This is a genomic window from Novosphingobium guangzhouense, assembly GCF_002896965.1.
Classification (GTDB): Bacteria; Pseudomonadota; Alphaproteobacteria; order Sphingomonadales; family Sphingomonadaceae; genus Novosphingobium; species Novosphingobium guangzhouense.
Window position 1 is genome coordinate 191601 of record NZ_LYMM01000062.1, and the last position, 24988, is coordinate 216588.

Genomic DNA, 24988 nt, shown 5'->3' on the forward strand with positions numbered 1-24988 from the left:
TTTCAGCCTAAGAGCTACTGCGGGTATCAGATCAGCGCAAAGAGACGGCCCGCCAGCCAGCCCATGGCTACCGACACGAATACCGCCAGCAGCCCATAGGCAAAGCCATAGTTCTCAGCGAAATTCGCAATGGCCCGCTCGATGCCAAGCTTGCGCACTTCGACCTGGCTGCTGGCCGAAGCAACTACGCGGCCTTTGGAGACGGCAAACGTCTCTGCCGTGTACATACCGGTCGGCACGCGTGACGGCAGCTCGATGCGTGCCTGGTAAAGCACCTGTTCCTTGACGGTGACGCCGCGTTCCTGCTCCCGGTAAAGGCCGTTGCGCCGATTGAGATCGACGAGCCCCGAAGAGAAACGGGCCTGCTCGTCCGGATCGATGGCGCCGATCGGTGACAACTGCAGCCATCGCAGGCCAAGCTCATATATCGCTGCCGTCTTGTCATCGACGATATCGGCGATCGGACGGCTCGACGCGATGGCGTAGTAACTCGGCGCGCTGCGCAGCTCGGTGCTTGCCGCGTTGATCCAGATTCCGGCAACCTTCTGCTTTTCACGCAGTACGACGGATTGTGTGGGGCCTTTGAGGACCACGATGATGTCGTAATCCTGAGCCGCGCGCGAACCTTCCGGCGTCAGTACCGCACCGAAGAGCAGAAGTTCGGTGCCGGTGAAACCTTGCTGAAGATCGACCTCATGCTGTGACACTTCGGGTACCAGGATCGGATCTCGCGCACCCGTCAGCGCAAAAAGCGCCAGCAATGCGAACCATACCTTCACAGCGGCGCCACCGTATATATCTCGTCCGGCCGATAGCCCAGACCCAGCGCCATACGCCCTGCGACAAGCAGCACGATGATCGCCAGGATGAGGCGCAGCTTCACAGGGCTTGCCTTCTGGGCAAACTGCGCGCCGACTTGTGCGCCTGATACCGATCCAAGCAGCAGAAGCGAAGCCAGCACTATATCGACCGCATGGGTGGTCAGCGCATGCATCATGGTCGTCGCCATGGTAACGAACAGAATCTGGAACAGCGAAGTGCCGACTACGACGTTCGCGCTCATACCCAGAATGTAGAGCATCGCCGGCACCAGTACGAAGCCGCCGCCGATCCCCATCAGCATCGTCAGGATACCCGTACCAATCCCAAGCAGAAGCGGTGCAAGCGGAGAGATGTAAAGGCCCGAGCGATAGAACCGCCAGCGCATAGGCAGGCTGGCGACCATGGGATGATGTCGGCGCTTTCGGGCAGCGATCGGAATCCCGCTACGCTCCGCGCGGATCGACAGGATGCTTTCCTTCGCCATCAGGCCGCCGATGGACCCTAACAGAACGACATATAGAATGTTGATGACCGTATCGATCTGCCCAAGTTGCTCCAGCACCGTGAACAGCAACGACCCTAGGCCCGTGCCGATGATGCCGCCCGCCACCATGACGGCCCCCATCTGATAGTCCACGCCGCCGCGACGCGTATGCGCGAACACACCCGAGACGCTCGCCCCGGTCACCTGACTGGCCGCCGAAGCGGCAGCAACTGTTGGCGGAATACCGTAGAAGATCATCAGCGGTGTCGTCAGGAAACCGCCGCCCACGCCGAACATGCCCGAAAGCACCCCGGTCAACGCCCCCAGCCCGACGATGATGAAACCGTTGACCGAAAGGTTGGCGATGGGAAGATAAACGTCCATTGCGGCAACCTCGCTACCGCAGCATTGCGCCTCGGAAAAGACGCGTTTCAGAATCCTGCGGATAGTGTGAGTGCAGGCCCCGATCCCGGCTGTGCATCGCCGGCAAGGCGAAAGCGCCAGTCAACTGCGATACGGCCGTTGATGCGGCTGCCCAGCGGCATGGCCAAAGTGGCGCTTGGTCCGGCATCGAGCCGCTCTGCCCCCTTCTGCGCTCCGCCCCAGACGCCTCCTCCAATTCGAACATCTGCGCGGCCCAGACTCACAAGTGCGCGGTCGGCGCGAAACTGACCGTCAGCGAAAAATGTAGAGTACCCGCCTGCGACATATCCCGCCTGCCCATAGGCTTCGCCGCGCAGGCCGGCGAACAGTGGGAATGCAGGCAGTTCGGTGATCGCCATGGCGGCACCCTGTATGATCCGCCGCCCCATCTGGTCGGTCATCCGGCCTTCCAGCGCCGCGACTACCGGCACTGATGCAATCGGCCGGGCCGACAACCCCAGCGCGGCGGTCGTCTCGCGAATCCGGCCTGTACTTGAGGTGCTTCGCAGATAGATGATCGGTCGATGCCGGCTGGCCATGGCAAGCCGATAACGCAGTATCCCGCCCGCCTGACTTGCTCCGTAGACTCCCGGCATGGCCCCGACCGACGCTGCGCCCGCTGCACTGTCACGGCGCATCAGCGCCCATGCATCCATCGACAACCTGCGCTGGCGAGGCGGCGCGACGGGAGTCCCGGGGGCGAGAGGAATCGACCTTCCTGCAGGCACTTCCGGCGCGTAGAAGCGCGGCAGAGTTTCAAAATCTGCGAAATCCTTGCGCAGATGCGGCAGACCGGACACCTTCGCGGGCGATGAAGGAGCCGCGTAGCCCCCTTGCGGCGCCGGCATCAGGGCGTAGCGCATTGCAAACGCCGGCGGCGGCGGGATAACGGCAGGCAAGTCGGCTGGGTTGGACGGAATTTCTCCATAGCCCGGCAACGACTGGAGCGGGGCCGCGATCATCCCGGAACCTGCCGTCTCTCCTTGCGCGTGCGTGGTGGCTGCGAGTGTCGGCACCACAGGCTCCCACGTTGCCGCGCGCCCTCCAACCCAGCCGCCCATGAGCGCCAGCAATGCCATCAACGGATGGCCCCGTGAAATGCTGCCCCCCTTCACGATGCGGCCAGCCTTGCGCCGGAGAGGCTGGATGCCGGTATCGCGGGGTGGCCCACGTGCCGTGTCTTCTCCCATTGCACCGCTGCACCTCCCAGAGCAGTAAGATAGCTCATCAGCGCGCGCCGCGCGGCAAGGATGGCAATGGCATTGGCGGCAATAACCCGAGGGATCGCGCCAAGGCCTTCGATCAGACCGTACTCACGCAGGGTAAAGGCAAACCGGAAAACGCTACGCCAGACGAAGCTGACAAGGCAGATCGACAGTAGTGCCCCCAGCCACGGAGACATAGCCGCCTGTTCGACAAGGCCTTGACGTGCAGCCAGTTGCAATACCGCTTGCAGGATCAAGAGGAGATAGCCGCAAGCAAGCACGAGGGCCGTCAATGGGCTGCGGCGATCACGCAGGGCCATCCACTGGTCTGCAAGGCCTTTGCCCCAGCCAAGGCGGTCCCAACTCTGAAACGATATACCGTGAATCCAGCGCGACTTCTGCCGCACGGCATCCGCCAGCCGGGCCGGAAAATACGCGCGTGTCGCGACGAGTTCCCCGGCTTCGTCGCGAACACGAACGAAGCCGGATTTGCCCCCTTCACGCCGCACCAACAGGCCCAGTTCGTAATCCTCGGTAAGACATTCCGCCGCGAAAGGCCCAAATTCCTCGCCCCGCCGCCGCGCTATCCGCGCGATCATATCGCGCGAGAACCCGCACCCGACCCCGGCGGCGGGCATCGCGGCACCCAGCGCATCCCTGACGACCATGGTCTTGCCATGGGCCTCGGCAAATTCGTCAGCATAGTGAGCCGCGATCCACGGCGATGCCGGCTGCAATTCAGGACGAACCGGAAGCTGCACGAAATCCATCCCGCACAGAGCCCGATCGATCACGGCGAGTTCAGCGGGATGGACCATATCTTCGGCGTCGTGCAGCACTATCGATCGATAGCGCCATCCATAGCGCTGCTCGTCTGCGCAAAGGGCCGCATAAATTCGATTGAGGCATCCCGCTTTCGTGGTCGGCCCCTCCTCCGCTCCAACGACGATCCGAATCCGCGGATCTCCTTGCGCGGCCTCAACCGCAGCCGCAATCGTCGCCGGATCGTTGCAATAGCAGCCAAGGTACAACGTAAAATCGCGATGCCGCCAATTCGCCAGGGCATGGCGAATCGTGTAGCCGATAACCTCTGCCTCGCTCCATGCCGCGATAAAGATCGCCGCCCTCCCCGACAGAGGCGCAGTAGCTTCAGTGCGTGAGATTTTGCCATCCCGTGCACGGCCGGTCGCCCGTAGACCGATCCAGCAGATGTCGACCACGAATTCGTCCAAAGCGCCAATGGCGAGCCAGAACGCGACGAACAGCAAAAGTTCCTGCTCGAAAGTCTGGAAATAGGCGAGAGTATCGATCAGTATCTGCGATTGCCGCACCTTGCCCCCCGGCGTCAAAGCCAGCGACCGATCAGTCTTTTGCCGTCGATCGCTGGCAGGTCTTATGAGTGGGGGACGCCTTCTTCGCAAATGCGAAGGGCTGAAGTTTCACAAAGTTAACAGCAGCGCAACGGAACTCGCAGAGTTACCATTCCCCGACGTTGGCCATGCTTGCCCAAGGCTCCGCGGGATCGAGGCGGCCATCCTGCAGAAGCTCCACCGAAATCCCGTCCGGTGTCCGAACAAAGGCCATGTGCCCGTCACGCGGAGGACGGTTGATGGTCACGCCCCCATCTTGCAGTCGCTGGCAGGTCTCGTAAATGTCCTTCACCTGAAACGCCAGATGACCGAAGTTGCGACCACCCGTGTAAGTCTCGGCAGATCCATCTTCAGCGGGCCAATTGTACGTCAGTTCAACCTCGGCATCTTCCTGCCCCGGAGCTGCAAGATAGATCAGGGTGAAACGCCCCTGCTCGCTGGAGAAACGGCGCGTTTCCTTCAATCCGACAAGGTCAAAGAACCGGATCGTCGCGTCCGGGTCGGTCACGCGAATCATGGTGTGCAGATAGCGGGTCATGGGGAAAGCCTTCTCTAATTCGTCTATCGTGACGAACAATGCGTCTTGAGCAAAACAATCTGCCGGTATCACAAGACATGAGCGGGGAAGATTGCGATGGCGCAAGATAGGCCCCCTCGAAGAGAGCACAAGGGGCGGCGACCCATCGCCGGCGCAGACCCATAGCAAAACGCTACACCCGCACCGACAGCGCAAAAGTACGCACAGCGGGAAAGCAGGACGCCCCTTGCAGCACCCCGCCGATGCGGCTTGCGGATCTTATTCTGAAACGGAACAATCCGCCCGCGATTTCCGGGCGGATCGTCCTTTGTAATTACTCAGAATGCTGCGGTCAGTGTCGCAACTACAGTGTCATCGGTGTAGCTGTCGATGCTTGGACCGGTGACGCCCACATAGGACAAGCTGACGGAAAGCGGACCATAGACGGTCGCCGACGCACCAATTGACCAGTCCACGCCAGTCTTGTCAGCGCTACAGTAATAACACGGAGCCAGCGCGCCATCAGTGTAGCCGATATGGCCCGAAACGGTCACCGGCGTATTGGGGATACCGATGTCGACGTTGCTGTAAATGTAAAGGTTGTCATGTTTCGAAGTGCCGGCAAAGTTCGGCAGCGCAGTCTGCTTCCAGGCATAGTTGGCACCCACCTTTACCTTGGCCGGACCGACCTGCCCGGAAACCGACGCGTAAGGCTCGAAGAATTCCGCCGTCCCGACGTGACCGTTGGGATAGGCGTAATACAGCAGCCCTGCATCAAGCGTGAGGCCGGGTGTCACTTCGCCCGTCCAGCCACCAAAGATATCGAGCTCGGTGCTGCCGTAAGTCTCCCCCAGATCGATGGAAGAACCCCAGGTAGCAATATAGAACCCGCTGGAGTGCGATACAGTGATGCCGCCCTGGATCGCAATATCGCCCCCCGACTGCGAAACGCCGCGGAAGCGGTAATCGCTAGTCAGTGCTGCGCTGCCAGATACGGTGATGTTCTTGGGCGCCTCAGCGTCCTGCGCAAATGCCGGAACTGCAGCGAGTGCAGTGCCCGCAAGAAAAGTGGCGGCCAAGACGCCGCGGACGGACAAGAGCATGGTGTTTCCCTCACAGAATTATTGTCTTTGGATGTCTTGTCCCACCTGCGGTCGCTACTTGACGCCTCGTTCGGGCTCCATCGTGACGACACGCTATTGCTGCACTGCAGCCACCCTGCGGACAAGATAAATTTCGTTACAGCAATGAACGGGAAACTATGTGTGCGCTTTTTGTCACTGCAACCTCTTGCGGTTCCTACGGGTTGTGCAGCGTGACCGAGCAGTTTATACCGCAGTGCAATAAATGCTGAACGCCATACGAAAGCTCATGGGCCGGCCCGATCAACGGCGAGCCCCTTCGCTCCCCTCAGGTGAACGTGTCTATGCCGTGGGCGACATCCACGGCCGGGCCGACCTCTTCGAAGAGCTGATCCATACCATCGAGACAGACGATGCTGCGCGCGGCCGTGCGCACACAACGGTTGTTCTGCTTGGGGATCTCATCGATCGCGGCGATGACAGTGCAAGGGTGGTCGCGCGTGCACGCCAATGGGGAATGGAGCGCAACGTCGAGTTCATCCAGGGCAACCATGAAGAAATGCTCCTTGTCGCCAGCAAGGATGCAGAGGCCATGCAGGGCTTTCTCAAATTCGGCGGCCTTGAGACGATACTCTCCTACGGCATTGAAAAGGAAGTATTGCTCTCGGCTGACACCGAGGAAATGCAGCGCCTGATGAACGAAGCCATCCCTCAGGACGACTTCGACTTTCTCGACGGTTTCAAGAAGATGGTCCGCGTTGGCGACTACGCGTTCGTTCATGCCGGCGTCCGCCCGGATACTCCACTTGAGCACCAACTGGGACGTGATTGCCGCTGGATACGGGAACCGTTCCTGAGCCACCGCGGAGACTTCGGCGCGTTCGTCGTTCACGGCCATACCATCACGCCAGAGCCGGATGAACGCGACAATCGCATCGGCATCGACACCGGTGCGTTTCTGCACGGCACTCTGACCGCCATTGGCCTGCAAGGGACCGACCGCTGGTTCCTGACTGCCAGCGACCGCGAAGTCGCCTGCAGCGAGGCCGCATAATCTTGCACAATTCCGGAGACGCGTCGGGGAGCCTGTAAGCCGGGTTCTGTTCCTGGCGTGGTCTCCCCAAAATGGGCCGAAGCCCGAGGGACCTTACGCCGCGGCGGCAGCCATTCCTCTAGGCGAGACATTGCTGCCTCGCTCAAGCGACCAACCCGGGCTGCCTGGGTCCGAAACGAACCCGTCGATCTCCCGCTTTCGCGACGCCGACGCGCAGCCCCTATTCGGTCTTGCTCCGGGTGGGGTTTACCAAGCCGCTTACCGTTACCGGCAGCGCGGTGCGCTCTTACCGCACCCTTTCACCCTTACCTTCTTCGACCCGCTCATGAAGAGCCTGTCGAAGCGCGGCGGTTTGCTCTCTGTGGCACTTTCCCTAAGCTTCGGAAGGCCTGAAAACCTTCCTCGCCCGGCAGGCGTTACCTGCCACCCTTGTTTCGTGGAGCCCGGACTTTCCTCGCGGTCATAAAGACCCCGCGGCTGCCCGGCTCCCCGACGCGGGCGGTCACCTAGCACGACCGGTGTCACGCTCCAACAGAAGTTCGAACAGTATCCCGCCGATTTCCCCGTCGATCTCACCGTCCATGAAAATCGGCCGCCAGCGCCGCTGAAAAGCGGTGACAGCGGCCCGGCCATCCGTGATGTCGTAGCCGAACCGCTCAAGTGCGAGGTAGAAGGCGCCGGGGTTATCGTAGAACAGGTTCATCTTCGCGCGGGGGATCTCCAGCGCCAGCCCCAGTTCCCCCAGCCGGTTCCAATCGAAATACTCCCCGGGATCCTGCTTGCGGGCAGGCGCGATGTCAGAGTGTGCAACAACATTGGCGCGCGGAATGTCGTGACGATCGACGATGTCTGCCAGCAATGGCAACAGCGCGTCCATTTGCGGCTCTGGAAATGGACGATAGCCCCATTCGTGCCCGGGATTGACCAGTTCGATGCCGATGCTCGCCGAATTGACGTCGGTGATGCCGCGCCAGTAGGAGCGCCCCGCGTGCCATGCCCGCTTATCCTCCGGGACCAGTGAGGTGACGATACCCTCCTCATCGATCATATAGTGCGCGGACACCTCGGCATCCGGATCGCACATACGATCGAGCGCTTCCTGGGCAGATTTCATGCCCGTATAGTGCAGCACTACCATGCTGACCGGCAGCTTGCGCTCATTCCAGTTGGGTGAAGCAACGGTCTGGTTGACGAGCCAGCGGTTCACGCAGCCACTCCCATCCTGCCAGCGCTGCACCAGAAGGGCTGCGAAAAGCCTGGCAGGACCGGAACTGGGAACATGGGGCTATCTCCGCTTACCTGCGCCAGTCGGGAAGTCAGGCCCTCGGCAAGACTGCGCCGAGCACCAGCGCGTCTTCGGCCAGCACGTATTGAAGCTGGCCCGAGAGTTCGACAGCAAGCTGATACAGCATCGCCGCCGGAGCCGTGCGACTCGAAAGCTCACCTTCCGGCAGCGTGCCTTCCAGCGCCGCCCCGACGGAACGGTCGAAGGCGATGCGCGGACCTGCCGCACGAACCACGAGTTCGCTGTGGTTGTCCCGATACTCTGCCGCGATCTCCAGCGTGCCACCGCGCGGCAGCGCTTCAAGGCCGATCAGCGCGAAGTTCAGCAGCGTCTTGATTGCCGCTTTGGGCAGCGAATCGCTGGGCAGCGCCCAGGCCAGCGTGATGCGCGGGTTATTGGCGACAAGAGCGTCGACCAGCACCTTCGCCTCGCTCACCGCCACCATCTCGCCAAAGCCGCCCGCCGCACCGAAGGCCAGGCGGAAGAACTTGAGCTTGTCGGTGGAAATTCGGGCGCTCTGGTCAAGCAACTCGAAGCAGCGCTGGCGCATCTCCGGGTCTTTCTCGTCCGCCAGCAGTTCAAGGCCGTTGGTCAGCGCGCCAACAGGGCTGAGCATGTCATGGCAAAGGCGCGAACACAGCAGGCTGGCAAGTTCGATCGAACTCGTGGTCATGGGCTTGGAATGCTCTTTCGTACATCTCTTTCGGCCCGCTATCCGACGACGCGAAATGGCTGGGCAACGAATCCATTGGCGTTATCGCGCCAGAAAGCAACCTCGCTCTCCGAGATGATCGCCCAGATGCGCGAATCCCCGGTGGAATGATCCTTGTCGGTCTTCGAGGGCACGCAAATTCCCGTAGGATGAGAGTGATAGTAGCCGATCACCTCCGGCCCTCCGGCCCTCGCAGCCTTGAACGCAGACAGCAAAGAGCGAGGGTCTATCTCGAAATGAACGGTTCTGTCAGCGGCCACATTCGCGGCAGGCACCGCTTGTTCGATACGCGCCCCCCGGCCCAGCAGCAAACCGCAGCACTCTTCGGCGGCGGCCTTTCTGGCTTCCTCGTTCAATGTGGCGAGAACACCACTTGTCACTTCGACGATCATCCCCAAATCGTACCCGCAATGGGGGCGCTTACAAACATCATCGCAGGCGAAGTCGCCAATGGCGGACGGATCGACAAGGCACTGGCGGAAGCCAGCGGCCTGTCGCGCGAGCGAATCAAGGCGCTGATGGCCGAAGGGCGCATTTCGCTGGCCGGAAAACCCGTCGCGCAAGCATCGCTCAAGGTCGAGGCCGGCACGGCATTCGCCATCGACGTGCCGCAAGCCATCCCGGCCGAGGCCGTGGCTCAGGACATCCCCCTGACAATCGTCTATGAAGACGAACACCTGATCATCGTGGACAAGCCTGCGGGCCTCGTCGTCCATCCGGCGGCGGGCAACCTGGACGGCACGCTGGTCAACGCCCTGCTGCACCACTGCCGCGGCCAGCTTTCGGGTATCGGCGGCGTGGCGCGACCTGGCATCGTCCATCGGATCGACAAGGACACTTCGGGCCTTCTGGTAGTAGCCAAGACCGACAAGGCGCATGAAGGGCTTGCGGTTCAATTCGCCGATCATTCGATCGAGCGTGCCTATAATGCCGTGGTCGGCGGCCAGCCTCGGCCAGCAGCCGGCACAGTGCGCGGCGCGATCGCCCGCTCGGTCCATGATCGCAAGAAAATGGCGCTCGTCGAAGACGGACGCGGCAAACATGCGGTGACCCATTTCCGCACTCTCGAAGCTCTGCGCGGCGCTACTCTGGTGGAATGCCGGCTGGAGACCGGCCGCACTCATCAGGTGCGCGTTCACATGGCGTCAATCGGCCATGCTCTATTGGGCGATCCTGTCTATGGGCGAACACCTTCCCAGCTCCGGCCGATTCTCAACCGGCTCACTTTTTCCCGACAGGCGCTTCATGCTGCGGAACTCGGCTTCGTTCACCCCGTTTCAGGGGAAAGGGTCCATTTCATCTCACCGCTTCCCGACGACATGCGGACACTGATCGATGAACTGCGACACTGAAATCGCAATTATGTGCTATCATGAACAGGTGGCCGCAAGCTAAGACGCCTTCAAGGGTCTTTGACCGTGTGCCGACCTAGAAAGGACGGATGATCATGAGCAACAATCGAAACCTGCCGAGTGTCCCGGCCTTGGGCGGTGAGCAGAGCCTCAACCGCTATCTTTCCGAGATCCGCAAGTTCCCGATCCTGGCTCCTGAGCAGGAATATATGCTCGCCAAGCGCTATTCGGAGCATCAGGATCCGGCTGCAGCCGCACAGCTGGTGACCAGCCACCTGCGCCTCGTGGCGAAGATCGCCATGGGCTATCGCGGCTATGGCCTTCCCGTATCCGAGCTGATTTCCGAAGGGAACATCGGCTTGATGCAGGGGGTCAAGAAGTTCGAGCCCGAAAGGGGCTTCCGCCTCGCCACTTACGCGATGTGGTGGATCAAGGCGTCAATCCAGGAATATATCCTGCGGTCGTGGAGCCTTGTGAAAATGGGGACGACTGCCGCGCAGAAGAAGCTGTTCTTCAACCTGCGCCGCATGAAGAAGAACCTCGACGCCTACGAAGACACCGACCTGCACCCCGACGATGTAGCGAAGATCGCGACCACGCTGGGTGTTTCCGAGCAGGAAGTCGTCAACATGAACCGGCGTATGATGATGGGCGGCGATGCTTCGCTGAACGTCTCGCTACGGGAAGAAGGCGAAGGTCAGTGGATGGATATCCTTCAGGATGACCGCCCGCTGCAGGACGAAACGGTCGCCGATGCCGAAGAAGCCTCGGTTCGCCACGACATGCTCGTCGAAGCGATGGGTTCGCTCAACGAGCGCGAGCGCGACATCTTGACGGAACGCCGACTGACCGATGATCCCAAGACGCTGGAAGAACTCAGCCAGGTCTATTCGGTCAGCCGCGAACGTGTGCGCCAGATCGAAGTGCGGGCCTTTGAAAAGCTGCAGAAGGCGATGAACCGCATTGCCGGTGAAAAGCGCCTGATGCCAGCCTGACCTGGCTTCCCTAAAGCACAACGAGAGGCCGGGCCGTCCGTAAGGATGGCCCGGTTTTTCTTTGCCTTCACGCCGCTTCTCCGCGCGGATGCAGGCGCAGCATCGGCACCCAGAAGAGCGCGACGACAGCCACACCGGCAAAGGTCCAGAACATGCCGGTATAGCTGCCGGTCAGGTCGTATATCAGCCCGTAAAGCGGCGGCGTAGCCAGCATCGCCAGCAGGATCGCACCCGAAAGCAGGCCCATGGCCCTCCCCACCCCGCGCTGACCGAAAACACGCGGCGCAAGGAAGCTTTCGGCCGGAACCATCAGTCCTCCGAAAAGTCCCGTCACCGCCACGGCCAGGGCAATGACCCAGTACCCGAGATGAGCCTGCGTCATGCAAAGCATCCCCATCGCGAACCCGCCCAGCCCGCAGAACATCAGCACGCGCGGCCCCACTTTGTCCGCCAGCGCCGCGAAGTTGAGCTTGGCGATGAAACCGCAGGCAGCATAGATCGATATCAGCGGAGCCGCCTGCGCCGCAGTTACGCCGGTATCGATGGCCAGCGGTGCCAGGTTGGTGATCATGCCTTTCATCCCCGCCGTTACGATCGAGACTGTCACCGCGATCATCCAGAAGGCGGGATCGGTCAGGATTTCCCGTGCCGAAATGGGCTTCCTTGCCATCTCCGCCTGCGTCTGGGGCAGCGCATAATCAGCACCATCGGGGTTCAGGCCCTTGTCCGAGGGGCGATCCACCACAAGCAGGGCCATGGGGATCGTCCAGACGAACAGCACCACCGCAAGCGCCTTCAGCGCAGTGCGCCAATCGAACGCGGCCATCAGGCCGGAGATGATCAGCGGAAACAGGAAGCCGCCCGCCGATATTCCCGCGATAGCAATTCCCACGGCCCTCCCCCGCTTCTGCGCGAACCAGCGCGAGAGCAGCACCGTGATCGCAACCGGGCCGATCAGCACGTTTGCGGGCGCGATCAGCACCGCAAAGATGATCAGCACCTGCGTGAACGAGGACGCCATCGAGATGGCGATGTAGCCAAGCCCCAGACATACTCCTCCAGTCACCATCAGGCGCCGCAGCGGAAAGCGGTCCATCAAGGTGCCCAGCAGCGGCGCCAGCACCGCGCTCACTCCCGACATCACCGTCATCGCCAGCATCAGAACCGTGCGGCTGGGCCGGAATTCGCGTGCAAGCGGGACGGCGACGATGGAATATGTCGCGGCGACCATCCCCGTCGCCGCCAGCAGCATGAAGCCGACCGCCACCTGCCGCCATCCAACACCGAACGATGACGCCATGCGTCTGCTCTCCCACCATATTGTTATGGGCCGGATGTATCGCGCATATTATCCATACTGCAAACATAACGTCGCGATTGCGAATACACTCATCGGTGGAGCGTAGTCTCCACTGCCACGCAGGGTACTGGCGCGAAGCCGATCAATTCGCCTAGAGAGTAAGCATCTGATCGCACCTTCTCAGGATTTGCCCTTTCCATGCGCCTTATTGCCAAGATCGTCGTCTGGTTCGTTGCGATCAGCGTGGGCCTGACGGTGCTGTATCGCTTCGTGCCGCCGCCGGTCACGGTGACGATGCTGGTCGATGGCAACGGCATCACCAAGGACTGGGTGCCCCTCAGCCGCATCGACCGCAACATGGTGGCCGGTGTCGTCGCGGCAGAGGACGGCAAGTTCTGCACCCATAATGGCTTCGATACCGACGCCATCGAAAAGGCGATGGAGCGCAACGCGAAAGGCGGGCGCATCCGGGGCGGCTCCACGATCAGCCAGCAGACCGCCAAGAACGTGTTTCTCTGGCAGGGCGAAGGCTGGACCCGCTATCTGCGCAAGGGGCTGGAAGTCTGGTTCACTTTCCTGATCGAGAACCTGTGGGACAAGCGCCGGATCATGGAAGTCTACCTCAACGTCGCCGAGACGGGCATCGGCACTTACGGGGTCGAGGCCGGGGCGCAGCGCTACTACGGCAAGTCCGCAGCGCACCTGACGCCGTCCGAAGCGGGCCGCATGGCCGCCGCCCTGCCCAGCCCCAAGACCCGCTCGGTCAAGAATCCCGCCGGTTTCACGCGCCGCTATGGCAATACCATCGCCGCCCGCATCGGTACGGTGAAGCGCGGCGGCTACGATTCCTGCGTCTACGAGTAAGCGACCGGGCGGGACCGCCCGCCCCCGAAGTGTCACCTTGGGTTTACACGGTTTACACGGTCCTGGCTGGAGAAAGGTGTCACCTTGGCCGCCTCTCCCGGAGCGCAGGGCCTGAACACGCGCCTTCAACATGGCTCCGTAACCCGCCGGAGCCGCAAGTGCAGGGTCTGAAAAGCCGGAACGACGCATCCGGGCACGGTAACCCGCCACGCCCCCTGTAGGAAAACGGTTTGGCGCAGTGCTCGATGCCGGGCCACGCCCGCATCGCGCCCCCTCCGAAGGCAACGAAAAAGGGGAGGAACCTTGCGGTTCCTCCCCCTCTCCTGTTTCCGTTACCGGATCGTGCTGGATCAGAAGCCCATCACGAGGGTGGCACTGATCGCACGCGGCGAACCGAAGTTCACGAATGCCGAGCTGGGCGACGTCGCCACTGCACCGCTGAACGAGCCGACGTAGTATTCGTCGAACAGGTTGGTGATGTTCAGCTGGATTTCGCTCTTGTCGAGACCCAGGCTCTCCAGCTTGTAACGCAGGTTCATGTCGACGACCGTGTAGCCACCGAACTTCACCGTGTTGATGTCGTTCAGATAACGGCTGCCGGTGTACTTGGCCTGTGCACCGAGCTGGAAGTCGCCCAGGGTCAGTTCGGCGCGACCGCCGACCAGCCAGTCAGGAGCGCCACGCTCACGGTTGCCTGCAGTGTCAAGCATCACGCCGCCCGAACCCAGGATGTCGTTCTGGATTTCCGACTTGATGTACGAAGCGAAGGCATAAAGCGACAGCGGCTGAACCGGCTGCACACCGAGGCTGGCATCGATACCGTACTTCTTAACCGGGCCCAGGTTGGTGTCGGTCGAGTTGCCGTCGATGTCGACGGTGGTGACGATACGGTTCTTGTACTTAGAGTACCAGCCGGTGACGGACGCCTGCACGATCGGGGTCGAGTAGCGCAGGCTGAGGTCGAAGCTGTCCGAGGTCTCGGCAGTACGACGGGCGAGCGGATCGTTCGCAGCGTAGTAGAACGTGCCGTAGAGCGCGTCGGTGCTCGGCGCCGAGATGTTCTTGGCGTAGCTACCGGCGAGGCTCACTTCCGGGGTCAGCTTGAAGACCGCGCCGACGTTCGGCAGCACCTTGTCATACTTGATGGTGCGCTTGAGCGGACCGACAGCGCTGGTGTTCTCTGCAAGGTAGTCTGCGACCTGGCTGGCGCCAACGCAGCTGACGTTGCCGCTGGCATCGGTGGTGATGCAGCGCTGGTTCAGTTCACGTTCGAAGAACGGCGCGCGAACACCCAGCAGGACGGTCAGTGCATCGTCGAAGAACTTGCCGCGATATTCGCCCGAAATCTGGTTCAGCGTCGCGTAGGACAGGCGATCACGCTTGTCGATGCGGTTGCCGTATTCGTCCAGGATCGGATCGTTGATCGGGAAGACGTCATAGGGTTCGGCGTTGGTCTTCAGGAAGCCGCCGGGGCCGGTCTGACGGTGACGCGCGCGGTCGAAGCTGTACGACAGGCGGACGCTGTTGCTCTCGTTGATCTCGTAAGCGAGGTTCGCGATGGCAACGAAACGACGGGTGTTGGTCTGGCTCGGCGTCAGGATGCGCACGGCATCGCCCGAACCGGTCACGCCGTCACCGTTGAGATCCACGTTGCCGTAGTAGTAGTAGGTTCCACGGCTGCCGGACAGGGTCGGCTCCGAACCATAGAACACGCCGGTGTAACCCTGCGAGTTGTAGCCTTCGATAGCCACGCTGGTGCCGCCGCCGTTGGCCTTGACGGTCTGATAGGCCGCGTCGACCGAGAACGTCAGCTTGTCGTTCAGGTGGAACAGCGAGTTCAGGCGGATGTTGCCGGTGTTCGACGGGTTGTAGCGACGTTCGAACTGCGAACCGCAGCTGTTCGGGGCATCGGGGTAGTCACCCGAGTAGCCCGGAGTATCGCTGTTCGGGCCGGTCGTGCAGGGCACGCCGCCCGAGACTTCGTAGAAGCGCTCATCCTTGTCGAGCGTGATCGACTGCGCGCTCAGCGGCGAACCGCCGAAGTTGTTGCGGTTCACGTTGTAGTGGCCGGCGATCGAGATGAAGTCGCCGTCCGAGCCGATCGGCTGGTAGATCTTGCCGTTGAACTGCTTCTTTTCGACCTTGCCGTAGTTGGCGAAGGTGGCGCCGTTGCGCGAGTACGAACCCGAGAACCAGGCCTTGGTGCCGACCGAGGTGAATTCGCCGGTTTCGACCTTGGCGAAGAAGCGCTGGAACGAACGGTCTTCGCCGCCCGAACCTTCGGCCGCGATATCGCCGTAGGACATGCTGGTCATGACGCCGAATTCGTCGTCAGGAACCTTGGTGTTGATGTTGACGGTGCCGCCGACCGCTGCGGGGGTCGGGCTGTCGACGTCGGTCGAACCCAGATTGACGTTGACGGTCTCGATCAGCTCGGCATCGACCTGCTGATTGGTGTAGATCGCGTAGTTACCCGAATCGTTGAGCGGGATACCGTCGAAGGTCTGCGAAATACGGCTCGAATCGAAGCCGCGGATGGTGAACGAGCCACCCGACGAACCCCAGGGGTCGTTGTTGGTGAAGCTGACGCCCGGAACCATGTTGATGATTTCGTTGACCGACTGGCCGGCGCGCTGCGCGCTGATCAGTTCCTGACCGATTTCGACCTTCGCCTTGGGCGAATCGGGCGTGCGGACGCCAACGGTCTGGTTCACGCGACCGCCGGTCACGATGATGGTGTCGCCGTCGAAGTCGGCCGAGCCGGTCGACTGCGCGAATGCGGGAACCGCGATGAAGGCGGCGCCGACAGCAATCGTGCTGGTCGCCGTGGCGAGGAGGGAGGTGAGTTTCATTCTATGCCCCTGATCTTGTCAGACTGGAGTGGTAACAATGTGCGACGAACACTTGAGCCCGGCCGCATTTGCTGCGGCTGCTAAGAGCAGCGGGATATGACAACTTTCTGACGGTGAGGACTCAAATGCATGCAGCGCCGCGAAATTTTGTGACGAATGCGTAACACTTTTCTCCATTCGTAGAAAAACTCACGTTATTTCAAACTCTTATTGAAAGTGTGGTATTTTGCACTGCGGCATAAATGTCACGAGAAAGGGAAAGTGCCGGTGCTGCCGTAACACCACAAAAGCGCAATGTTGGCGTGATGTTACGTCATCGCTTGATGCGATACCCTGCATCGTGCCAGTCGTGATTCATGGGCGCAGGTCATCATCACGGGCATCACCATGGTCATGGCCACCACCATGGGCATGGGCATGGGCATGGGCATGCCGCGCCCGCCAATCCCGGCCGCGCCTTCGCGATCGCCGTATCGCTCAACCTGATCTTCGTCGTCGCGGAAGTGGTCGCCGGCTTCGTCAGCGGTTCGATGGCGCTGATGGCCGATGCGGGGCACAACCTGTCCGACGTGCTCTCGTTGTTGCTGGCCTGGGCAGCGGCGGTTCTCTCGGCCCGGCCGCCCTCGGAACGCTTTACCTACGGGCTCAAAAGCTCTTCCATCCTTGCCGCGATCGCCAATGCCGCACTGTTGTGGGTGGCGATCGGCGCGATCCTGGTGGAGACGCTGCGCCGCATCGCCGATCCTGCTCCGGTGGGCGGGACGACGATGATGATCGTGGCCGGGATCGGAATCGCGGTGAACGGGCTATCGGCACTGCTCTTTGCCAAAGGGGCCAAGTCCGACATCAACCTGCGGGGCGCTTTCGTCCACCTCATGGCCGACGCGCTGGTCTCGGTCGGGGTGGTGATCGCCGGGCTGCTGATCACCTGGACCGGATGGGCATTGGTCGACCCGCTGACCTCGCTGGTGATCACCGCCGTGATCGCGTGGTCAAGCTGGGGCCTGCTGCGCGATTCGCTGCGTATGGGCATGCTGGGCGTGCCGGACGGTATCGACGGCGCGAAAGTCCGTGCATTCCTGGAAGCCCGCCCCGGCGTGGAGCGCGTCCACGACCTGCACATCTGGCCGATGAGCACGACCGAAACCGCGCTGACCGCACATCTTGTCATGCCGGGCGGGCAGCCGGGCGACGGCTTCCTCCACGCATTGGCCCATGACCTTGAGCATGAATTCGGGATCGGTCACCCCACCATCCAGATCGAAAACGACGGGCACAGCCCCTGCGCGCTGGAGAGCGAAGCCGTCGTCTAGACGAATTCGTGCCGGGCGCCGAGGAAGTCCTGCGGTGCGATGGCGAAGCCGGGGGATACACAGCCCTCGGCGATCAGCTGCAGTCCCAGCTTTCCGGTGAAATGCGCCCGCGCCCGGTCGGCATCGGCCACCTTCCAGACAAGTGCGTAAATGCCGTTCTGCGGGCCCTGCAGGAAAGCGCCAAGCGGGCCCACGTCGGGTTCATCAGGCTGGATGAAGGCCACGCGCGTATCGCCGACGCGCAGCACGATCCTGCGCCCCGGCTGCGGCAGTTCGGTGCGCGCATCTTCGAGCAGTTCGCCGTCGATGATTTCGGTGAAAAAGCGCTGCGCCGCTTCGATATCGGCGGTGACGCAGGCGATATGGTCCAGCCCGGTTACGGTGCAAGGATGCCCTGCCCCGACTTGCGGGTTCCAGTTGCCGCGGTCCCACGGGTCATTGGGCATCGGCAGTTCGCAGACTTCCAGCAGCACACCGCCGGTCGATTCGGGCTTCACGAAGAAGAACACACCGTAGTCGCTCGCCACCGTGCAGCCGGCTTCGCGCAAGGCAGCGCCGGCAGCCTTGCCATCCGCAACCTTGATCTCGAACGAGTGAAACGCCTGCCCGATCCTGGCGAACTGCCGAGCAAACGGCTTGGCAAGGTCATCCGCATGGCGCGGCGCCATCGGTTCGACCATGTGATCGGTGACGTAAAGCAGGGCTGCGTCGCGGTCCTCGGCGGGGAAATAGTTCTCCGCAAAGACCAGCCCGCCCAGCGCATCCTGATAGAGCGCCCTTGCCGCGTGAATATCGCCCACCGCATGGATCGTGTGGATTATCCGCGATACCGGAACACGCGCGGCCATTTCTCTCTCCCCTGCCTTTGACGACAGAGTGCGGCCCCACACCCCGATTGCCAAGCGAAGCGCTGCGCGTCCCGGCGATATCGAGACAGCACGCGGCGCAAACAAAAAGGCCGCCCACCTTGCGGCGGACGGCCCTTTTGCTTGCTGATGCAGCGGCTGCGCCGTTACGCCGCAGCTTCCGCCTTATCGCCCTTGAGCACGCGGACCGGTTCCTTGCGGCCGTCCACCACGTCCTTGTCGACGACGACTTCGGCGATATCGCGTTCGGTCGGCAGGTCGAACATGGTGTCGAGCAGCAGCCCTTCCACGATCGAGCGCAGGCCGCGCGCGCCGGTCTTGCGGTCAATCGCCTTCTGGGCGATCGCCTCAAGCGCCTCGTCGGTGAAGGTAAGCTCCACGTCTTCCAGTTCGAACAGGCGCGCGTACTGCTTGATCAGCGCGTTCTTCGGTTCCTTCAGGATCTTGACCAGCGCCTCGATGTCGAGGTCGTTGAGGGTCGCGATCACCGGCAGGCGGCCGACGAATTCGGGGATCAGGCCGAACTTGAGCAGATCCTCCGGCTCAGCCTTCTGGAGCAGTTCGCCCACGCGGCGCTTGTCCGGATCGGCGACATGTGCGCCGAAGCCGATCGAGCGCTTCTGCAGGCGGTCCGCGATGATCTTTTCCAGACCCGCGAAAGCGCCACCGCAGATGAACAGGATGTTGGTCGTGTCCACCTGCAGGAATTCCTGCTGCGGATGCTTGCGACCACCCTGCGGCGGAACCGAGGCGGTGGTGCCTTCCATCAGCTTGAGCAGCGCCTGCTGCACGCCTTCACCCGACACGTCGCGCGTGATCGACGGGTTTTCGGCCTTGCGGCTGATCTTGTCGATCTCGTCGATGTAGACGATGCCCTGCTGCGCCTTTTCGACGTTATAGTCGGAAGCCTGCAGCAGCTTGAGGATGATGTTCTCCACGTCCTCACCCACGTAACCCGCTTCGGTAAGCGTCGTGGCATCGGCCATGGTGAAAGGCACGTCGAACGTCTTGGCAAGCGTCTGCGCGAGCAGCGTCTTGCCCGAACCGGTCGGCCCGACCAGCAGGATGTTCGACTTCGACAGTTCGACGTCGCCCTGCTTGCCGCTGTGCTTGAGGCGCTTGTAGTGATTGTGGACAGCCACCGACAGGACGCGCTTCGCACGTTCCTGACCGATCACGTAGTCGTTCAGCGTCTCGCAGATTTCGCGCGGGGAGACGACTTCGCCGTCCTTGCGCCCGGCAATGCCCGCCTTGGTTTCTTCGCGAATGATGTCGTTGCAAAGCTCGACACATTCATCGCAGATGAAAACCGTAGGCCCCGCGATCAGCTTGCGCACTTCGTGCTGCGACTTGCCGCAGAAGCTGCAGTAAAGGGTGCTTTTCGCGTCAGATCCGCTCAATTTCGTCATTTTCCGTCTTTGGCCTCCAAGCGAGGCGACTCGCTGACTCTACTCCGGGGGAAGCCGGTTTTGCAATCCTACCGCCAAATGCTTTCGATAGGTTGAAGGACCGGCTCCCTCCTTTTCGGGTCGATTACCCTTCCGCCTTGTCGGCGTCGGGCCGGGTTTCGAACACCTTGTCCACCAGGCCGAAGGCCAGCGCTTCCTCGGCTTCGAGGAAGGTATCGCGGTCCATCGCCTTCTCGATGTCGTCGAGCGACTTGCCGGTGTACTTCACGTAAAGGTCGTTCAGGCGCCTGCGCATACGCAGGATTTCACGCGCCTGAATCTCGATATCGGACGCCATACCCTGCGCACCGCCCGAAGGCTGGTGGACCATGATGCGCGCGTTCGGCAGCGCGATGCGCATGCCCGGCTCACCGGCGGCGAGCAGGAAGCTGCCCATCGAGGCGGCCTGGCCGATGCACACGGTCGACACGCGCGGCTTGATGTACTGCATGGTGTCGTGGATCGCCATGCCCGCCGTCACCACGCCGCCCGGCGAGTTGATGTACATCGAGATGTCCTTCGACGGATTTTCCGATTCGAGGAACAACAGTTGCGCGACGATCAGCGAGGCCATGTGGTCTTCGACCTGGCCGGTCACGAAAACGATGCGTTCACGCAGCAGGCGCGAATAGATGTCGAACGAACGTTCGCCGCGGCTGGTCTGCTCGACGACCATCGGCACAAGCGCGCCGGTTACGGGATCGGTGGTGAACTTTCCTTGGGCGTTGGATGCGCCGAACAGGTCGAGCATGAGAGTCCTCTTTACGATTTGCCCCGCCTATGTCGCGTGGCAATGCGCGATGTTCAAGGGGGTTAACCTATCGGATGGGATTGGACGGGGGAGAACCCCGCTCCGGCGGTGTGACAGCAAGGCTTCACACCGCAGCAAACTCCGTCAGGCCGGGCGATCCGCATCGACACGCAGATAGCTGCTGGCGGCATCCGGATCCTGCACGTCGTAGGCGAACCACGCATTCGCCGTGTGGTCATAGACCTGCACCACGCCATCACGCACTTGCGCGGTGAAGAAGGTGGACGAACCCCGATCATAGCCGCGAGCGCTGCGTGCGTCCCCCTCGCCCTCGATTTCCAGCGAGATGAACGCCTTGTCCGTCGCGTCGAAAATCTCGGGAAGAGTGCCGCCGAACCTGGCGCCCCGGTCCCCGTCGCGCCCCTGCAGGCGGCCCTCCCGGCATTCGGCGGCGATGCGCCGGTCGCGGCCGAGGGTGTGATCGTAGAGCCCGGCAACCTTGCGGCCGGTGATGGCGGCGAAAGTCGCAGCGGCGATGAGCGAGCGGGTATGGGATTGCATCGCCCCGACTTGGGGGCGAACACCGCACGGATCAACCCCTGACGCTTGCCCGCCACTGCCGCATTTGCGAAACGTGTGCGCCCTATCACGCGCCCTCCCCGCTGCACGCAAATGCAGGAGAATACATGTCCCCCACCCGTATCGCGGACAAGCGCGTGCTGTTCGTCATGGCGACCGACCACGAATACGGCCCGCACCTGAAAGCCCGCATGAGCCCGCTGATCACGGGCGTCGGGCCGATCGAGGCGGCAGTCGGCACCACCGCCTGCCTGCAGCAACTTCAGGCGGCAGGCGAACTGCCCGACCTTGTCGTCTCGCTGGGATCGGCGGGATCGCGGCGGTGCATGCTGGGCGCGGTCTACCAGATCGAGCGGGTATCATGGCGCGACATGGATGCATCCCGGCTCGGCTTTCCCAAGGGCGCCACGCCCTTCGCGGACTTCCCGGCGGTGATGGACCTTCCGGTCCTGCTGCCCGATGTGCCTCACGCCTCGCTTTCGACCGGAGGCGATATTGTCGGCGGGGAGGACTATGACGCTATCGACGCCGACCTTGTCGAGATGGAAACCTATGCCGTGCTGCGCGCCTGCCAGCGCTACGGCGTGCCGATGATCGGCCTTCGCGGGGTCTCCGACGGCCCCGGCGAACTGGAGCACTTGTCCGGCTGGACGCACCTGCTGGCGCTGCTCGACGAACGGCTGGCGGTGGCTGTAGACCAGTTGTTCGCCGTGCTGCAGCATGAAGAGCCGGCGGCGGGTATTACCGGCTGACTGCCGCAATCCCTTCGGGTCGCCGATAGAGGCTGGCGCCGAACCGCGCCTTGCGCCATCCTGCCTGTTCCCCAGCCTTCGCAGGAGACCCTGTGTACCGTTCCACGATGCTAGCCGTAAGTGCAATCGTTACAATGGCGCCCGCCGCCGCCCTTGCAGAAACACCCCGCGAACTGCTGACGACCGCCGCCTTCCAGACAGCCAACAAGCCGCGCGCGCTGGAACTGGTGAAACAGGCAATCGCCGCCTCCGAAAAGATCCTTGCCGCCCGCCCCGGAGATCGTGAAGCCACGCTGCAAAGAGCGATCGCCATCGGCTATCGCGGCAAGCTGACCCGCAGCCGTTCGGACGTGCGCGCCTCGCTCGATGTGTTCCAGAAGCTGGCGGCAGCGAACCCGCGCGATCCGGAAGCGCAGATGGTCATCGCCGGGTGGCATCTGGGCGCGGTTGACGAACTGGGCGGGTTCCTGGCCCGCACTGCCCTGGGCGCGCGCGTCTCCGCCGGGGAAGCGGCGCTGACCAGGGCGGTAACACTCGGCGGGGACCGCGCGTTCTACCCCGGCCTTGCCGCCCTTTTGCAGATCCGCAACGACCCTGGCGATATCACACAGGCCCGCCGCTGGGCCGAAGAGGCCGCGGGCGGTCAGGCGACGACCCCGCTGGATGCACTGATGAAGCGCGCGGCCCTGACGGTGCTGCCCTCCCTTCGCGCGAACAACGGCAAGGCGGCGGCGGAACTGGCGCGCAAGCTGGTGCCCTTCGGGAAGATCGCCGACTAGCAGGATCAGGCCGCAACACGGCAAACAAAACGGCCCGGTGCATCGCTGCACCGGGCCTTTTGTTATCGGTCAAGACCGCAAGGGAGGGATCAGTCCTCCTTGGCAGCGGCCTTCTTCTTTGCCGGAGCCTTCTTGGCGGGCTTGGCTTCTCCAGCTTCGCCTTCAGCGTCGTCGGCCTTCTTGGCAGCGGCCTTCTTGGCGGGAGCCTTCTTCGGCTTTTCCTCGGCGGCAGCTTCGTCGGCCGGAGCTTCAGCTTCGTCCTTCTTGGCAGCGGCCTTCTTGGCGGGAGCCTTCTTCGCCGGCTTCTTGGCTTCGGCAGCCGGCTTTTCGCCGTCGGCGTCAGCTTCGATCGCGGCCTGCAGTTCGTCGCGGGTCACTTCGCGCTCGGTGACTTCGGCCTTCTCGATGAGGAAGTCGACGACCTTGTCCTCATACAGCGGCGCGCGCAGCTGGGCTGCCATCATCGGGTCCTGCTGGACATACTGCACGAAGCGCTGGCGGTCTTCGGCGCGGTACTGCGAAGCGGCCTGCGAGACCAGCATCGACATTTCCTGCGCGGTCACTTCGACGCCGTTGGCCTGGCCGATTTCCGACAGGAGCAGGCCCAGACGCACGCGGCGCTCGGCGATCTTGCGGTAATCTTCCTTCTCGGCTTCGATCTCTTCGAGAGCGGCAGCGGGATCTTCCTCGTTCTGCGCTTCCTGCACCAGCTGCTGCCAGATCTGCGAGAACTCTGCCTCGACCATGGTCGGCGGCACGGCGAAGTCGTGGCCGGCGGCCAGCTGGTCAAGCAGCGAGCGCTTCATGGCGGTGCGGGTCAGGCCGGCAGTTTCCTGCTCCAGCTGGCCGCGCAGCAGGCCGGTAAGCTGCTCAAGGCTTTCAAGGCCCAGTTCCTTGGCGAAATCGTCGTCGATCTTCGATTCGGCCGGTGCCTTCACTTCGTGAACGACGATGTCGAAGGTGGTTTCCTTGCCGGCGAGGTTTTCGGCCGGGTAGTCTTCGGGGAAGGTCACGGTGATGGTGCGTTCGTCACCGGCCTTGGCGCCGCCCAGCTGTTCTTCGAAGCCGGGGATGAAGCGACCCGAACCGATCACCAGCGGGGCCTTCTCGGCCTTGCCGCCATCGAACTCGACGCCGTCGAGCTTGCCGGTGAAATCGATGATCAGCTGGTCGCCGTCAGCGGCCGCGCCGTCCTTGGTTTCGAAGCGCTGCTGCTGCTTGGCGATGTTCTCGACCGCTTCGGTCACGGCTTCGTCGGAGACGGGAACGGTCAGCTTTTCCAGCTTCAGGCCATCGAGCGAGGGCGCTTCGATGGTCGGCAGCACTTCGAGGCTGACGGTCAGTTCCGCGTCCTTGCCTTCTTCGTAACCGTCGGTCAGCTTGACGTCGGGGTTCATCGCCGGGCGCAGGGCGTTGTCGGCCACCAGCTTGTCCATGGCTTCACGGATCGAGGTGTTCAGCGCTTCCTGGTGGATCGCCGGGCCGTGCATCTTCTTGACGAGGTTGGCGGGCACCTTGCCGGGGCGGAAGCCGGGCATGCGCACCTGCGGCGCGATCTTCTGGACCTCGCCCTCGACCTTCGAGGTGATGGTGGCGGCGGGAATGGTGACCGTGTAGGCGCGCTTCAGGCCTTCGTTGGTCGTTTCGACGATCTGCATTTCGATGCCTTCCTGTGCAATCCAAAGGGCCTTGCGGCCAGCATTACTGCGGCGCTACCCTCGCACAGGTGACGGATTGGTGCGGGCGAAGGGACTCGAACCCCCACATCTTTCGATACTGGTACCTAAAACCAGCGCGTCTACCAATTCCGCCACGCCCGCATGAGTGTAGCCTGAAACTCAAGGGACGGGCGCTTATAGCTTCGCGCGGCAAAGGGCAAGTGCGACGATTCGCAAGCCCCCTGCGGAACGGATCGCGCATACCGCGGGTTACACAGCCGAGGGGGCGAGAGGAGCAGGATCACCATGGCCACCCAGCCGCCTATCGACAATCCCGGCGACACTCCGGCAGAGTTTCCCACGCCCGGCGACGATCCCGGTGCCCCCGACGAGACACCGCCGCAGGGACCGGACTTCGACCAGCCCGACGAAGCCCCCACGGAACTGCCGCCGCCGGACTGAGGCATTGCGCGGAGCCCATGCTTCGCCGGGTTCAGGCGTGAGCGAGGGGAGCAAACGCTGCCC

At 62.5% G+C, this 24988-nt stretch carries 24 protein-coding genes, 1 tRNA gene and 1 other RNA gene; 8 read left to right on the forward strand and 18 right to left on the reverse strand.

Annotated features, from left to right (window positions below; translation table 11 throughout):
• Window positions 1–26 precede the first annotated feature (26 nt).
• From A8V01_RS21350 to A8V01_RS21375, 6 genes are all read right to left on the reverse strand, one after another.
• Window positions 27–779, reverse strand: coding sequence for a TIGR02186 family protein (locus A8V01_RS21350; RefSeq protein ID WP_103098305.1), 753 nt, complete (start codon window positions 777–779; stop codon window positions 27–29).
• Window positions 776–1690 carry a sulfite exporter TauE/SafE family protein gene (locus tag A8V01_RS21355; RefSeq protein WP_103098306.1) on the reverse strand — a complete coding sequence of 305 codons (915 nt, stop codon included), beginning with the start codon at window positions 1688–1690 and terminating at the stop codon, window positions 776–778. The genes A8V01_RS21350 and A8V01_RS21355 overlap by 4 nt, the downstream gene beginning before the upstream one ends.
• Window positions 1691–1737: 47 nt before the next feature.
• The gene (locus tag A8V01_RS21360) at window positions 1738–2808 is read right to left on the reverse strand and encodes a hypothetical protein (RefSeq protein ID WP_103098307.1); all 1071 of its coding nucleotides are present in this window, start codon (window positions 2806–2808) and stop codon (window positions 1738–1740) included.
• A 32-nt stretch (window positions 2809–2840) separates the two neighbouring features.
• Entirely contained in the window at window positions 2841–4265 is a 1425-nt protein-coding gene (locus tag A8V01_RS21365) for a glycosyl transferase family protein (protein ID WP_245892760.1), read from the reverse strand.
• A 145-nt stretch (window positions 4266–4410) separates the two neighbouring features.
• Window positions 4411–4842 carry a VOC family protein gene (locus A8V01_RS21370; protein WP_103098309.1) on the reverse strand — a complete coding sequence of 144 codons (432 nt, stop codon included), beginning with the start codon at window positions 4840–4842 and terminating at the stop codon, window positions 4411–4413.
• A gap of 317 nt (window positions 4843–5159) precedes the next feature.
• Window positions 5160–5924, reverse strand: a complete 765-nt coding sequence (locus A8V01_RS21375; RefSeq protein ID WP_103098310.1) for a TorF family putative porin — start codon at window positions 5922–5924, stop codon at window positions 5160–5162.
• Window positions 5925–6168: 244 nt separating this feature from the next.
• Between A8V01_RS21375 and A8V01_RS21380 the strand changes: the two genes are divergently transcribed.
• Window positions 6169–6957, forward strand: coding sequence for a metallophosphoesterase (locus A8V01_RS21380; RefSeq protein ID WP_103098311.1), 789 nt, complete (start codon window positions 6169–6171; stop codon window positions 6955–6957).
• Between the two features lie 19 nt (window positions 6958–6976).
• Here the strand turns inward: A8V01_RS21380 and rnpB are convergent.
• The 4 genes from rnpB to A8V01_RS21400 all read right to left on the reverse strand — a co-directional run bounded on the left by rnpB (window position 6977) and on the right by A8V01_RS21400 (window position 9346).
• Window positions 6977–7450, reverse strand: an RNA gene (gene rnpB, locus A8V01_RS21385) — RNase P RNA component class A.
• Between the two features lie 9 nt (window positions 7451–7459).
• Window positions 7460–8164, reverse strand: coding sequence for an N-acetylmuramoyl-L-alanine amidase (locus A8V01_RS21390; RefSeq protein WP_103098373.1), 705 nt, complete (start codon window positions 8162–8164; stop codon window positions 7460–7462).
• A gap of 109 nt (window positions 8165–8273) precedes the next feature.
• On the reverse strand, window positions 8274–8915 hold the full coding sequence (locus tag A8V01_RS21395) for a histidine phosphotransferase family protein (RefSeq protein ID WP_103098312.1): 642 nt from the start codon (window positions 8913–8915) through the stop codon (window positions 8274–8276).
• Window positions 8916–8953: 38 nt separating this feature from the next.
• On the reverse strand, window positions 8954–9346 hold the full coding sequence (locus tag A8V01_RS21400; RefSeq protein ID WP_103098313.1) for a M67 family metallopeptidase: 393 nt from the start codon (window positions 9344–9346) through the stop codon (window positions 8954–8956).
• An 18-nt stretch (window positions 9347–9364) separates the two neighbouring features.
• Here A8V01_RS21400 and A8V01_RS21405 point away from each other — a divergent pair, with 18 nt between their 5' ends.
• Both A8V01_RS21405 and rpoH read left to right on the forward strand, forming a co-directional pair.
• Window positions 9365–10306, forward strand: coding sequence for an RluA family pseudouridine synthase (locus A8V01_RS21405; protein ID WP_103098314.1), 942 nt, complete (start codon window positions 9365–9367; stop codon window positions 10304–10306).
• Between the two features lie 95 nt (window positions 10307–10401).
• Window positions 10402–11301 (forward strand): RNA polymerase sigma factor RpoH, encoded by a 900-nt coding sequence (gene rpoH / locus A8V01_RS21410; protein ID WP_103098374.1) that lies wholly within the window; start codon window positions 10402–10404, stop codon window positions 11299–11301.
• A 67-nt stretch (window positions 11302–11368) separates the two neighbouring features.
• Here rpoH and A8V01_RS21415 read toward each other — a convergent pair whose 3' ends face one another.
• Window positions 11369–12601 (reverse strand): MFS transporter, encoded by a 1233-nt coding sequence (locus A8V01_RS21415; protein ID WP_103098315.1) that lies wholly within the window; start codon window positions 12599–12601, stop codon window positions 11369–11371.
• A gap of 198 nt (window positions 12602–12799) precedes the next feature.
• Here A8V01_RS21415 and mtgA point away from each other — a divergent pair, with 198 nt between their 5' ends.
• On the forward strand, window positions 12800–13465 hold the full coding sequence (mtgA, locus tag A8V01_RS21420; protein ID WP_103098316.1) for a monofunctional biosynthetic peptidoglycan transglycosylase: 666 nt from the start codon (window positions 12800–12802) through the stop codon (window positions 13463–13465).
• Window positions 13466–13815: 350 nt separating this feature from the next.
• Here mtgA and A8V01_RS21425 read toward each other — a convergent pair whose 3' ends face one another.
• Window positions 13816–16317, reverse strand: a complete 2502-nt coding sequence (locus tag A8V01_RS21425; protein ID WP_103098317.1) for a TonB-dependent receptor — start codon at window positions 16315–16317, stop codon at window positions 13816–13818.
• 356 nt (window positions 16318–16673) lie between these two features.
• On the opposite strand from A8V01_RS21425, the gene A8V01_RS21430 reads away from it, so the two are divergent.
• Window positions 16674–17630, forward strand: a complete 957-nt coding sequence (locus A8V01_RS21430) for a cation diffusion facilitator family transporter (RefSeq protein WP_103098318.1) — start codon at window positions 16674–16676, stop codon at window positions 17628–17630.
• On the opposite strand, the gene A8V01_RS21435 is transcribed toward A8V01_RS21430, so the two are convergent.
• The 4 genes from A8V01_RS21435 to A8V01_RS21450 all read right to left on the reverse strand — a co-directional run bounded on the left by A8V01_RS21435 (window position 17627) and on the right by A8V01_RS21450 (window position 21256).
• Window positions 17627–18478 carry a VOC family protein gene (locus A8V01_RS21435; RefSeq protein ID WP_103098319.1) on the reverse strand — a complete coding sequence of 284 codons (852 nt, stop codon included), beginning with the start codon at window positions 18476–18478 and terminating at the stop codon, window positions 17627–17629. The two genes, A8V01_RS21430 and A8V01_RS21435, sit on opposite strands and share 4 nt — an antisense overlap.
• Window positions 18479–18642: 164 nt before the next feature.
• Entirely contained in the window at window positions 18643–19905 is a 1263-nt protein-coding gene (clpX, locus tag A8V01_RS21440) for an ATP-dependent Clp protease ATP-binding subunit ClpX (protein ID WP_103098320.1), read from the reverse strand.
• Window positions 19906–20029: 124 nt separating this feature from the next.
• The gene (gene clpP, locus A8V01_RS21445) at window positions 20030–20695 is read right to left on the reverse strand and encodes an ATP-dependent Clp endopeptidase proteolytic subunit ClpP (RefSeq protein WP_103098321.1); all 666 of its coding nucleotides are present in this window, start codon (window positions 20693–20695) and stop codon (window positions 20030–20032) included.
• Between the two features lie 144 nt (window positions 20696–20839).
• Window positions 20840–21256 carry a hypothetical protein gene (locus A8V01_RS21450; protein WP_103098322.1) on the reverse strand — a complete coding sequence of 139 codons (417 nt, stop codon included), beginning with the start codon at window positions 21254–21256 and terminating at the stop codon, window positions 20840–20842.
• Window positions 21257–21381: 125 nt separating this feature from the next.
• On the opposite strand from A8V01_RS21450, the gene A8V01_RS21455 reads away from it, so the two are divergent.
• Window positions 21382–22026 carry a 5'-methylthioadenosine/S-adenosylhomocysteine nucleosidase gene (locus A8V01_RS21455; RefSeq protein WP_103098323.1) on the forward strand — a complete coding sequence of 215 codons (645 nt, stop codon included), beginning with the start codon at window positions 21382–21384 and terminating at the stop codon, window positions 22024–22026.
• Window positions 22027–22118: 92 nt separating this feature from the next.
• Window positions 22119–22805, forward strand: a complete 687-nt coding sequence (locus A8V01_RS21460) for a tetratricopeptide repeat protein (RefSeq protein ID WP_425437353.1) — start codon at window positions 22119–22121, stop codon at window positions 22803–22805.
• An 89-nt stretch (window positions 22806–22894) separates the two neighbouring features.
• Here A8V01_RS21460 and tig read toward each other — a convergent pair whose 3' ends face one another.
• Together tig and A8V01_RS21470 are read right to left on the reverse strand one after the other, a co-directional pair.
• Window positions 22895–24463 carry a trigger factor gene (gene tig / locus A8V01_RS21465; RefSeq protein ID WP_103098325.1) on the reverse strand — a complete coding sequence of 523 codons (1569 nt, stop codon included), beginning with the start codon at window positions 24461–24463 and terminating at the stop codon, window positions 22895–22897.
• A gap of 77 nt (window positions 24464–24540) precedes the next feature.
• Window positions 24541–24625, reverse strand: a tRNA-Leu gene (locus A8V01_RS21470).
• Between the two features lie 144 nt (window positions 24626–24769).
• On the opposite strand from A8V01_RS21470, the gene A8V01_RS28755 reads away from it, so the two are divergent.
• Complete coding sequence (locus A8V01_RS28755; RefSeq protein ID WP_170066025.1) at window positions 24770–24925, forward strand: hypothetical protein; 156 nt, start codon at window positions 24770–24772, stop codon at window positions 24923–24925.
• The last annotated feature ends 63 nt before the right edge of the window (window positions 24926–24988 follow it).

Excerpts from the sequence above, each read along its gene's own strand:
- A8V01_RS21450 (WP_103098322.1), bottom strand. The coding sequence starts at position 21,256 with ATGCAATCCCATACCCGCTCGCTCATCGCCGCTGCGACTTTCGCCGCC.
- rpoH (WP_103098374.1), top strand. The coding sequence starts at position 10,402 with ATGAGCAACAATCGAAACCTGCCGAGTGTCCCGGCCTTGGGCGGTGAG.
- A8V01_RS21370 (WP_103098309.1), bottom strand. The coding sequence starts at position 4,842 with ATGACCCGCTATCTGCACACCATGATTCGCGTGACCGACCCGGACGCG.
- clpX (WP_103098320.1), bottom strand. The coding sequence starts at position 19,905 with ATGACGAAATTGAGCGGATCTGACGCGAAAAGCACCCTTTACTGCAGC.
- A8V01_RS21400 (WP_103098313.1), bottom strand. The coding sequence starts at position 9,346 with ATGATCGTCGAAGTGACAAGTGGTGTTCTCGCCACATTGAACGAGGAA.
- A8V01_RS21405 (WP_103098314.1), top strand. The coding sequence starts at position 9,365 with ATGGGGGCGCTTACAAACATCATCGCAGGCGAAGTCGCCAATGGCGGA.
- A8V01_RS21360 (WP_103098307.1), bottom strand. The coding sequence starts at position 2,808 with ATGGCATTGCTGGCGCTCATGGGCGGCTGGGTTGGAGGGCGCGCGGCA.
- A8V01_RS21430 (WP_103098318.1), top strand. The coding sequence starts at position 16,674 with ATGGGCGCAGGTCATCATCACGGGCATCACCATGGTCATGGCCACCAC.
- A8V01_RS21415 (WP_103098315.1), bottom strand. The coding sequence starts at position 12,601 with ATGGCGTCATCGTTCGGTGTTGGATGGCGGCAGGTGGCGGTCGGCTTC.
- mtgA (WP_103098316.1), top strand. The coding sequence starts at position 12,800 with ATGCGCCTTATTGCCAAGATCGTCGTCTGGTTCGTTGCGATCAGCGTG.
- tig (WP_103098325.1), bottom strand. The coding sequence starts at position 24,463 with ATGCAGATCGTCGAAACGACCAACGAAGGCCTGAAGCGCGCCTACACG.
- A8V01_RS21375 (WP_103098310.1), bottom strand. The coding sequence starts at position 5,924 with ATGCTCTTGTCCGTCCGCGGCGTCTTGGCCGCCACTTTTCTTGCGGGC.
- clpP (WP_103098321.1), bottom strand. The coding sequence starts at position 20,695 with ATGCTCGACCTGTTCGGCGCATCCAACGCCCAAGGAAAGTTCACCACC.
- A8V01_RS21395 (WP_103098312.1), bottom strand. The coding sequence starts at position 8,915 with ATGACCACGAGTTCGATCGAACTTGCCAGCCTGCTGTGTTCGCGCCTT.
- A8V01_RS28755 (WP_170066025.1), top strand. The coding sequence starts at position 24,770 with ATGGCCACCCAGCCGCCTATCGACAATCCCGGCGACACTCCGGCAGAG.
- A8V01_RS21435 (WP_103098319.1), bottom strand. The coding sequence starts at position 18,478 with ATGGCCGCGCGTGTTCCGGTATCGCGGATAATCCACACGATCCATGCG.
- A8V01_RS21425 (WP_103098317.1), bottom strand. The coding sequence starts at position 16,317 with ATGAAACTCACCTCCCTCCTCGCCACGGCGACCAGCACGATTGCTGTC.
- A8V01_RS21380 (WP_103098311.1), top strand. The coding sequence starts at position 6,169 with ATGCTGAACGCCATACGAAAGCTCATGGGCCGGCCCGATCAACGGCGA.
- A8V01_RS21355 (WP_103098306.1), bottom strand. The coding sequence starts at position 1,690 with ATGGACGTTTATCTTCCCATCGCCAACCTTTCGGTCAACGGTTTCATC.
- A8V01_RS21455 (WP_103098323.1), top strand. The coding sequence starts at position 21,382 with ATGTCCCCCACCCGTATCGCGGACAAGCGCGTGCTGTTCGTCATGGCG.